The sequence below is a fragment of the Streptomyces zinciresistens K42 genome (genome assembly GCF_000225525.1).
Lineage (GTDB): Bacteria > Actinomycetota > Actinomycetes > Streptomycetales > Streptomycetaceae > Streptomyces > Streptomyces zinciresistens.
In genome coordinates, this window is record NZ_AGBF01000224.1 from 1 (window position 1) to 9,660 (window position 9,660).

The window sequence follows — 9,660 nt, forward strand, 5'->3', positions numbered from 1 at the left end:
GGTGGCGCACCGAGGGGTGGCGCACCGAGGTGCACCGCGGCGCGGGGCGGGCGCCCCCTCCGGCGCCCCCCCCGGCGGCCTCCCGGCGCCCTCCGGCCGGGGCCCTGAGCCTCAGCCCTGGGCCAGGAGCATGTCCCGCAGCCAGCCGTACGACGCCTTCGGGGTGCGCCGCTGGGTCGCGTGGTCGACGTGCACCAGCCCGAAGCGGCGCGCGTACCCCTCGGCCCACTCGAAGTTGTCCAGCAGCGACCAGACGAAGTAGCCGCGCACGTCGACCCCGGCCTCCACCGCCCGGTGCAGGGCGCGGATGTGGCCGTCCAGGTAGGCGATGCGGTCCTGGTCGTCCAGGCCCTCGTAGGAGCAGCCGTTCTCGGTGATGACGACGGGCGGCAGCCGGTCGCCGTAGCGCTCCCGGAACCCGGTGAGCAGTTCCGTCAGCGCCTCGGGGACGACGGGCCAGCCGAAGTCGGTGGTCGGCACGCCCTCGATCTCCCGCACGGAGAAGGGGAGTTCGGCGGGCATGCGGACGCCGCCGAACTCGGTCCCGGTGTCCTGCGGGGCGCCGACGCGGGTCGGGGCGTAGTAGTTGACGCCGTAGAAGTCGATCGGCTCGGCGATCACCGCCAGGTCCGCGGCCACGTCCCCCGGCATCAGCTCGCCCAGGCCGTCGGGGTAGCGGCCGAGCAGCAGCGGGTCGGCGAAGAGCCGGTTGAGCAGGAGGTCGTAGAAGTCCGCGGCGTCCACGTCCCGTTGGTCGCGGGACGCGGGCCAGGTGGGTCCGTGCGAGTTGGCGATCCCGACGTCCCGCGCGCCGCTCGCGCGCAGCGCCCGCACCGCGAGACCGTGCGCCAGCAGCTGGTGGTGGGCGGCCGGGAGCGCGTCGAACAGCAGCTGCCGGCCGGGGGCGTGGGTGCCCAGCGCATGGCCCAGCAGGGTGTGTTCGGCGGGTTCGTTGAGGGTGATCCACCGGGTGACGCGGTCACCGAGGCGTTCCGCGACGACGCCGGCGTACTCGGCGAAGCGGGCGGTCGTGTCCCGCTCCAGCCAGTCCAGCTCCACCGGCAGGTCCCAGTGGAACAGCGTGGGGACGGGGCGCACGCCCGCCGCGCACAGCTCGTCGACCAGCCGGTCGTAGAAGTCCAGCCCCTTCGGGGAGTTGACCCGCGGCCAGGAGACGGAGAAGCGGTACGCGCCCACGCCCAGGCCCGCCAGCAGGGCGACGTCCTCGCGGTAGCGGTGGTAGTGGTCGCAGGCCACCTCCGCCGTCGAGCCGTCCTTCACCCGGCCCGGCTCGGCAGTGAAGGCGTCCCACACGGACCGTTCGCGCTCGGCCGCCGCGCCCTCGATCTGGTGGGCCGACGTCGAGACGCCCCACAGGAAGCCGGGCGGGAACGGGGGGATCGGGTCAGTCGCCATGCGCCGGATCATCCGTACGGCGGGTGAGCGAAGTCAACGGCCCGGCGCGACAAGCCCGTTACGCGCCCTCCTTCAGCACCCGGGAGATCAGCCTGCGCTGTTCCTCGGTGAGCCGGGGGTCCGCGCAGTGCACCGTGCGGCCGTCGACGGTGATCGTGTAGCGGAAGCCGTCGGGCACCCCGGCCGGGGGAGTGCCCCGGCCGGCCGCGACGGCCCGCTCGGCCAGGGCGTGCCACTCCGGGGCGTCGGGCCGTCCCGAGGTGTCCACCTCGGCCTGCCGCTCGATCCCCGCGAACCCGCCCGTGCGCCGTACCTGAATACGCATGGCTCCCTGTCTAGTACGGCGCTAGGGGATGCGCACCCCGACCTGCTCCCACGCCTTGGAGACGGCCTGGAACTCGGCGCCGCCGTCGCCGAAGCGCTCGCGCGCGGCCTTGGCGGTGAGCTTCGCGAAGTCGGCGAACTTCGCCCGGTCCGACAGCTCGCCGCCGGTCAGCACGTCGTACCAGATCTGCCCCGCCCGCTCCCAGGCGTTGCCGCCGAGGGCGGTGGCGGCCAGGTAGAACGCGTGGTTGGGGATGCCGGAGTTGATGTGGACGCCGCCGTTGTCCCGGCCGGTGCGCACGTAGCCGTCCATCGTCGCGGGCTGCGGGTCCTTGCCCAGGACGTCGTCGTCGTACGCGCTGCCGGGCTCCTTCATGGAGCGCAGCGCCTTGCCGGAGACGCCGGGGGCCAGCAGTCCCGCCCCGATCAGCCAGTCGGCCTCGGCCGCGCTCTGGCCCAGCGTGTACTGCTTGATCAGGGCGCCGAAGACGTCCGACACCGACTCGTTGAGCGCGCCCGGCTGGCCGTAGTAGGTCAGGTTGGCGGTGTACTGGGTGACCCCGTGGCTCAGCTCGTGGCCGATCACGTCGATCGGGAGGGTGAAGTCGAGGAAGACCTCGCCGTCGCCGTCGCCGAACACCATCTGCTCGCCGTTCCAGAAGGCGTTGTTGTAGTCCCGGTCGTAGTGGACGGTGGCCACCAGCGGCAGTCCGTCGCCGTCGATCGAGTGGCGCCGGTACGCGGTGAGGAACAGCTCGAAGGTCGCGCCGAGGCCGGAGTAGGCGCGGTTGACGGAGGCGTCCGGGCCGGGCTCCTCGCCCTCGCCGCGGACCTTCGTGCCGGGCAGCGCGGTGCCGTTGCGGGCGTCGTGGACGGTGCGCAGCGGCTGCTGCGGCGGCGCCTTGGCGGCGGGGGCGGCCGCGAGCGCGAACTCGGTGGTGACGCGCCGCCTGCCGCGCAGCTCGCTGTCGCGCAGCAGGGTCCGGCGGGCGGGGCCGGAGAGCGCGGGGTCGTCGTGGCGGGCCAGCCGGTCGAGCATGTGCGGCGGTACGACGGTGCAGAAGACGGGCTCGGAGCCCCCGTGAGTCGTCATACCGGGCGCCATCGCACCGCGTGAGGGCGCTGTCACTGGAAGCAACCATGATGGGGGAAATATCCGGACAGAGGGTGCCACTCTCCGTGACGACGTGATATGGCGCACCTTTTGTCCGGTTCGCCCCTCGGGTCCCGCATACTGATACGGCGCCCCGCGTCCGGAGGGGCTCGGCTAGCATGCGGAGCATCATGCGTTTCGGGCTGCTTCTTCTTAGCTGCCGCGGCGAGGGCCTGTAGTCCAGGTCGACTCCCTCCCCGCGGAGCTTCGCGTTGCGTCGTCGGCCGTCCTTCCGGACATCCTGAGGAGCCCCGCAGACATGGCGAACCGCCAGCAGCCCAGCACCATGCCGATCCACAAGTACGGCCGCTACGAGCAGGTCGACCTCCCCGACCGGACCTGGCCCCGGCAGCGTGTCACCACCGCTCCCCGCTGGCTCTCCACCGACCTGCGCGACGGCAACCAGGCCCTGATCGACCCGATGTCGCCCGAGCGCAAGCGCCGGATGTTCGACCAGCTGGTCGCGATGGGCTACAAGGAGATCGAGGTCGGCTTCCCCGCCTCCGGCCAGACCGACTTCGACTTCGTGCGCTCCATCGTCGAGGAGCCCGGGGCGATCCCCGACGACGTCACCATCTCCGTGCTGACCCAGGCCCGCGAGGACCTGATCGAGCGGACCGTGGAGTCCCTGAAGGGCGCCAGGCGGGCCACCGTCCACCTCTACAACGCCACCGCCCCGGTCTTCCGCCGGGTCGTCTTCCGCGGCTCCAGGGACGACATCAAGCAGATCGCCGTCGACGGCACGCGCCTGGTCATGGAGTACGCCGAGAAGCTGCTGGACCCCGAAACCGAGTTCGGCTACCAGTACAGCCCGGAGATCTTCACCGACACCGAGCTGGACTTCGCGCTGGAGGTCTGCGAGGCGGTGATGGACGTCTACCAGCCCGGCCCCGGCCGCGAGATCATCCTCAACCTGCCCGCCACCGTGGAGCGTTCGACGCCCTCCACCCACGCGGACCGCTTCGAGTGGATGCACCGCAACCTCTCCCGCCGCGAGCACGTCGTACTGTCGGTCCACCCGCACAACGACCGCGGCACGGCCGTCGCCGCCGCCGAACTGGCGCTCATGGCCGGCGCCGACCGCATCGAGGGCTGCCTGTTCGGGCAGGGCGAGCGCACCGGCAACGTCGACCTGGTCACCCTGGGCATGAACCTCTTCTCCCAGGGCGTCGACCCGCAGATCGACTTCTCCGACATCGACGAGATCCGCCGTACGTGGGAGTACTGCAACCAGATGCAGGTCCACCCGCGCCACCCGTACGTGGGCGACCTGGTCTACACGTCCTTCTCCGGCTCCCACCAGGACGCCATCAAGAAGGGCTTCGACGCGATGGAGGCCGACGCGGCCGCCAGGGGCGTCACCGTCGACGACATCGAGTGGGCCGTCCCGTACCTGCCGATCGACCCCAAGGACGTCGGCCGCTCCTACGAGGCCGTCATCCGCGTCAACTCGCAGTCCGGCAAGGGCGGTATCGCCTACGTCCTGAAGAACGACCACAAGCTGGACCTGCCGCGCCGGATGCAGATCGAGTTCTCCAAGCTCATCCAGGCCAAGACGGACGCCGAGGGCGGCGAGATCACCGGCGCCGACATCTGGTCGGTGTTCCAGGACGAGTACCTGCCGAACCCGCGGAACCCCTGGGGCCGCATCCAGGTCAGGAACGGCCAGTCCACCACGGACACGGACGGCGTGGACACCCTCAAGGTGGAAGCCACCGTCGACGGCGCCGACACCGTCCTGGAGGGCACCGGCAACGGTCCGATCTCGGCCTTCTTCGACGCCCTGGCGAAGGTCGGCATCGACGCCCGCCTGCTGGACTACCAGGAGCACACCATGAGCGAGGGCGCGTCCGCGCAGGCCGCCTCGTACATCGAGTGCGCCATCGACGGCCAGGTGCTGTGGGGCATCGGCATCGACGCCAACACCACGCGCGCGTCGCTGAAGGCGGTCGTCTCCGCCGTCAACCGGGCGGCGCGCTGACCCCGTGCCCGCCGCGGGTCCGCCGGCCCGTGCGTGAGCGCGCCGCCGCGACAGCCGTTCCCGCAGTTCCCCGCCCCCTCCCGGGTGCGGGGAACTGCCGGTTTTCGGCCACCGACCTGTGCAGGTCACGGAAAGGTCTCGTCCTGGGTGCTGACTCCGCGTCCGTGGTGTGGCTAACATCACGCAAGCGCGGCGATGTTGCCGCGTGGTTACGGAGGTGCCACGTGCTGCCAGGACGGGGACGAGACGGCCGTGCCGCCAGGTTCGAACGGATCCTGGGCACCCGCACCGTGTGGTCGGCCGCCGGGGACGGCGAGTTCTTCTGCCCCGGCTGCGGAGGCGACCGCAACTACCAGCGGCTGACCGGCCGGCGCCGTTTCACCCTGCTCGGCGTGCCCGTGCTGCCGCGCGGCGAGACCGGACCCGTGGTGGAGTGCGCCGCCTGCCGGCGCCACTTCGGCACCGACGCCCTCGACCATCCGACCACCACCCGCTTCTCCGCGATGCTCCGCGACGCCGTCCACACGGTCGCCCTCGCGGTGCTGGCCGCGGGCGGCACCTGCGCCCGCCCGGCGCTGGAGACGGCCGCCGCCACGGTGCGTGCGGCCGGCTTCGACGACTGCACGCGGGAGCAGCTCAACGCCCTGGTCGAGGCGCTGGCCGCGGACACCGGCCGGGTCTTCTCCGAGCCGTGCGGCGCCGGGCTGGCGATAGAACTCCACGAGGCCCTGGACCCCCTCGCCCCGCACCTCGCGCCCGCGGGCCGCGAGGCGATCCTCCTCCAGGGCGCCCGTATCGCCCTGGCCGACGGCCCCTACACACCCGCCGAGCGCGACGTCCTCGCCACCGTCGGCGCCGCCCTCACGATCCGCGCCGACGACGTGACCCGCCTGCTCGCGGCGGCGGCCCGCACCCCGTCCTGAGCGGCCGCACCGCCGCGCCGGGACGGTCTCCCCGGCGGATGCCGCCGCGTCCTCTCATACGGCCCGCAGCGTCCTCCGACACGGCCCGCAGCGACCAGGTGCGCCCTCCCGCGCGCGACCTCCCGCACCCGGCACCCGCGGTCGCCCGCGCGCACCCGCGCCGGAACCGGAACCGTCCGCGCACATCCCGCCGGCCCGTCGCACGAGGGCCGGTCGCGGTGGCCGCGGAGCAGGTCACGAATCGAGAAGCGCCGCCCCCGCGCCCCGGCTAGCGTGACGGCATGGACATCAGCATTCACGCCAGTTTCCTTCCCCACGACGACCCGGAGGCGTCCCTCGCCTTCTACCGCGACGCCCTCGGCTTCGAGGTCCGCACCGACGTCGGCCGGGGCGCGATGCGCTGGATCACGGTCGGCCCGCCGGACCAGCCCGGCACCTCCCTCCTCCTCGCGCCGCCCGCCGCCGACCCCGGTGTCACCGACGACGAGCGCCGCGTCATCGCGGAGATGATGGCCAAGGGCACCTACGGCTGGATCCTGCTCGCCACCGCCGACGTCGACGGCACCTTCGAGAAGGTGCAGGCCGCCGGGGGCGAGGTGGTCCAGGAGCCGTCCGACCAGCCGTACGGCATCCGCGACTGCGCCTTCCGCGACCCCGCGGGCAACCTGGTCCGCATCCAGGAGCGCGGCTGACCGCGGCGGGCCGCCGCCCCGACCGCCCCCGGCGGCGCGCACCCGCCGACCCGGCGCGCGTCCCGCCGCACCGGCGACGCAACCCCACCGACCATCCGATGGAGACCACCCACGATGAGCAGGGCCAAGAGCACCGACCCCCGGCCGTCCGAGCCGCACGTCGCCGACCGCCACGACCTGATCCGTGTGCACGGCGCCCGGGAGAACAACCTCAAGGACGTCAGCATCGAGATCCCCAAGCGCCGGCTGACGGTGTTCACCGGGGTCTCCGGGTCGGGCAAGAGCTCCCTGGTGTTCGACACGATCGCCGCCGAGTCGCAGCGGCTGATCAACGAGACCTACAGCGCCTTCCTCCAGGGCTTCATGCCGAACCTGGCGCGCCCCGAGGTCGACGTCCTCGACGGGCTGACCACCGCCATCACCGTCGACCAGCAGCGCATGGGCTCCGACCCGCGCTCCACCGTCGGCACCGCCACCGACGCCAACGCCATGCTGCGCATCCTCTTCAGCCGGCTCGGCACACCGCACATCGGCCCGCCCGCCGCGTACTCCTTCAACGTCGCCTCGGTCTCCGCGCAGGGCGGCTTCACCGTCGACCGCGGAGCCGACAGGACGAGGACCGAGAAGGTCAGCTTCAGCCGCACCGGCGGCATGTGCACCCGCTGCGAGGGCCGCGGCTCGGTCTCCGACATCGACCTCACCCAGCTCTACGACGACTCCAAGTCGCTCTCCGAGGACCCCTTCACCATCCCCACCTACACCGGTGACGGCTGGGTCGTGCGGGTCATCGCCGAGTCGGGCTTCTTCGACAGGGAGAAGCCGATCGCGAAGTACACCGAGAGGGAGCGGTACGACTTCCTCCACCGCGAGCCGACCAAGGTGAAGGTCAACGGGGTCAACCTCACCTACGAGGGCCTGATCCCCAAGCTCCAGAAGACCTTCCTGGCCAAGGACCGCGAGTCGATGCAGCCGCACATCCGGGCCTTCGTCGACCGGGCGGTCACCTTCGCCCGCTGCCCCGACTGCGACGGCACCCGGCTCAGCGAGGCCGCCCGCTCCTCCACGATCGGCGGCGTCAGCATCGCCGACGCCTGCGCCATGGAGATCCGCGACCTCGCCGAGTGGGTCCGCGCGCTCAGGGAGCCGTCGGTGGCGCCGCTGCTGGCGAAGCTCCGGCACTCCCTGGACTCGTTCGTGGAGATCGGCCTCGGCTACCTCTCCCTCGACCGGGCCTCGGGCACCCTGTCCGGCGGCGAGGCGCAGCGCACCAAGATGATCCGCCACCTCGGCTCCTCGCTCACCGACGTCACCTACGTCTTCGACGAGCCCACCATCGGGCTGCACCCGCACGACATCCAGCGGATGAACAACCTGCTGCTGCGCCTGCGGGACAAGGGCAACACCGTGCTCGTCGTGGAGCACAAGCCGGAGACCATCGCCATCGCCGACCACGTCGTCGACCTCGGCCCCGGCGCCGGCACCGCGGGCGGCACCGTCTGCTTCGAGGGCACCCTCGACGGCCTGCGGGCCAGCGGCACCGTCACCGGCCGCCATCTCGACGACCGGGCGGTGCTCAAGGACACCGTGCGCGAACCCACCGGCAGCCTGGAGATCCGGGGCGCGCGCGCGAACAACCTCCAGGACGTCGACGTGGACATCCCGCTCGGTGTGCTGTGCGTCGTCACGGGCGTCGCGGGCTCCGGCAAGAGCTCCCTCGTGCACGGCTCCGTGCCCGCCCCCGAGGGCGTCGTCTCGGTGGACCAGACCCCGATCCGCGGCTCGCGGCGCAGCAATCCGGCCACGTACACCGGACTGCTGGAGCCCGTCCGCAAGGCGTTCGCCAAGGCCAACGGCGTCAAGCCCGCCCTGTTCAGCGCCAACTCCGAGGGCGCCTGCCCGACCTGCAACGGCGCCGGCGTCGTCTACACCGATCTGGCCATCATGCAGAGCGTCGCCACCACCTGCGAGGACTGCGAGGGCAGGCGCTTCGACGCGTCCGTGCTGGAGTACCGCCTCGGCGGGCGCGACATCAGCGAGGTGCTCGCGATGTCGGTCACCGAGGCCGAGGAGTTCCTGCGCGAGGGCGGCGGCCGGGTCCCGGCCGCGCACCGGATCGTCGGGCGGATGGCGGACGTCGGCCTCGGCTACCTCACCCTCGGCCAGCCGCTGACCACGCTCTCCGGCGGTGAGCGGCAGCGGCTGAAGCTGGCCGTGCACATGGCGGACAAGGGCGGGGTGTACGTCCTGGACGAGCCGACGACGGGTCTGCACCTGGCCGACGTCGAGCAGTTGCTCGGCCTGCTGGACCGGCTCGTGGACTCCGGGAAGTCGGTCATCGTCATCGAGCACCACCAGGCCGTGATGGCGCACGCCGACTGGATCATCGACCTCGGCCCCGGCGCCGGGCACGACGGCGGCCGGATCGTCTTCGAGGGCACCCCCGCCGACCTCGTCGCCCGGCGCTCCACCCTCACCGGTGAGCACCTCGCGGCCTACGTCGGAGGCTGACGCCGATGTGCCTGACCACATCGCCGGAGTCGGCCCTGCTCCGGTCGCGCTCCCGCCCGCCGCGGCGGTGGACGGGCCCGGCGGCGGCCGGGGAGGATGAGGGGGTGCGCACCCACCCCGCCACCCCCGAGGACCAGCGGCTGCGGACCCTGGTCGCGCTGCGCCGCGTCCGCGACCGGATGGACCGCGAGTACGCGCAGCCGCTGGACGTCGAGGCGCTCGCGCGCGGCGTGCACATGTCGGCCGGCCACCTCAGCCGCGCGTTCCGCGCCGCCTACGGCGAGTCGCCCTACGGCTATCTGATGACCCGGCGCATCGAGCGCGCGATGGCCCTGCTGCGCCGGGGCGACCTCGGCGTCACCGAGGTGTGCTTCGCCGTCGGCTGCTCGTCGCTGGGCACCTTCAGCACCCGCTTCGCCGAACTGGTCGGCATGTCGCCGAGCGCCTACCGGCGGCAGGTGACGGACGCGGCGGCGGGCCTGCCGTCGTGCGTGGCGAAGCAGGTGACCCGGCCGCTGAGGAACCGCGAGGCGCCGTTCGGCCTGGCCGCCGCGGTCAACGGCGCGGCCCCGCCCGGCGCCCGGCGGTCCGCGTGAGGTCGGGCGCCCCCCGGCGGGCCCTGGAGCGGGACCGGCCCCGGTGTGCTGCGGCTGCCGTCCGGAC

The 9,660-nt window shown here is 72.7% G+C and carries 8 protein-coding genes; 5 read left to right on the forward strand and 3 right to left on the reverse strand.

Annotation, left to right across the window (positions count from 1 at the left end):
- Window positions 1–111 precede the first annotated feature (111 nt).
- From SZN_RS32215 to SZN_RS32225, 3 genes are read right to left on the reverse strand one after another with little or no spacing between them, the layout of a single operon-like run.
- On the reverse strand, window positions 112–1,416 hold the full coding sequence (locus tag SZN_RS32215) for a GH1 family beta-glucosidase (protein WP_007503312.1): 1,305 nt from the start codon (window positions 1,414–1,416) through the stop codon (window positions 112–114).
- 58 nt (window positions 1,417–1,474) lie between these two features.
- On the reverse strand, window positions 1,475–1,741 hold the full coding sequence (locus tag SZN_RS32220; protein WP_007503313.1) for a protealysin inhibitor emfourin: 267 nt from the start codon (window positions 1,739–1,741) through the stop codon (window positions 1,475–1,477).
- 21 nt (window positions 1,742–1,762) lie between these two features.
- Window positions 1,763–2,833 (reverse strand): M4 family metallopeptidase, encoded by a 1,071-nt coding sequence (locus SZN_RS32225; RefSeq protein WP_007503314.1) that lies wholly within the window; start codon window positions 2,831–2,833, stop codon window positions 1,763–1,765.
- Window positions 2,834–3,152: 319 nt separating this feature from the next.
- Between SZN_RS32225 and leuA the strand changes: the two genes are divergently transcribed.
- The 5 genes from leuA (at window position 3,153) to SZN_RS32250 (ending at window position 9,593) form a co-directional block, all read left to right on the forward strand.
- On the forward strand, window positions 3,153–4,874 hold the full coding sequence (gene leuA / locus SZN_RS32230) for a 2-isopropylmalate synthase (RefSeq protein WP_007503315.1): 1,722 nt from the start codon (window positions 3,153–3,155) through the stop codon (window positions 4,872–4,874).
- A 224-nt stretch (window positions 4,875–5,098) separates the two neighbouring features.
- Window positions 5,099–5,797: a TerB family tellurite resistance protein gene (locus SZN_RS32235; protein WP_007503316.1), complete on the forward strand. Its 699-nt coding sequence runs from the start codon at window positions 5,099–5,101 to the stop codon at window positions 5,795–5,797.
- A 281-nt stretch (window positions 5,798–6,078) separates the two neighbouring features.
- Complete coding sequence (locus tag SZN_RS32240) at window positions 6,079–6,489, forward strand: VOC family protein (RefSeq protein ID WP_007503317.1); 411 nt, start codon at window positions 6,079–6,081, stop codon at window positions 6,487–6,489.
- 114 nt (window positions 6,490–6,603) lie between these two features.
- Window positions 6,604–8,997, forward strand: a complete 2,394-nt coding sequence (locus tag SZN_RS32245; RefSeq protein WP_007503319.1) for an ATP-binding cassette domain-containing protein — start codon at window positions 6,604–6,606, stop codon at window positions 8,995–8,997.
- 179 nt (window positions 8,998–9,176) lie between these two features.
- The gene (locus tag SZN_RS32250; protein ID WP_244313455.1) at window positions 9,177–9,593 is read left to right on the forward strand and encodes a helix-turn-helix transcriptional regulator; all 417 of its coding nucleotides are present in this window, start codon (window positions 9,177–9,179) and stop codon (window positions 9,591–9,593) included.
- The last annotated feature ends 67 nt before the right edge of the window (window positions 9,594–9,660 follow it).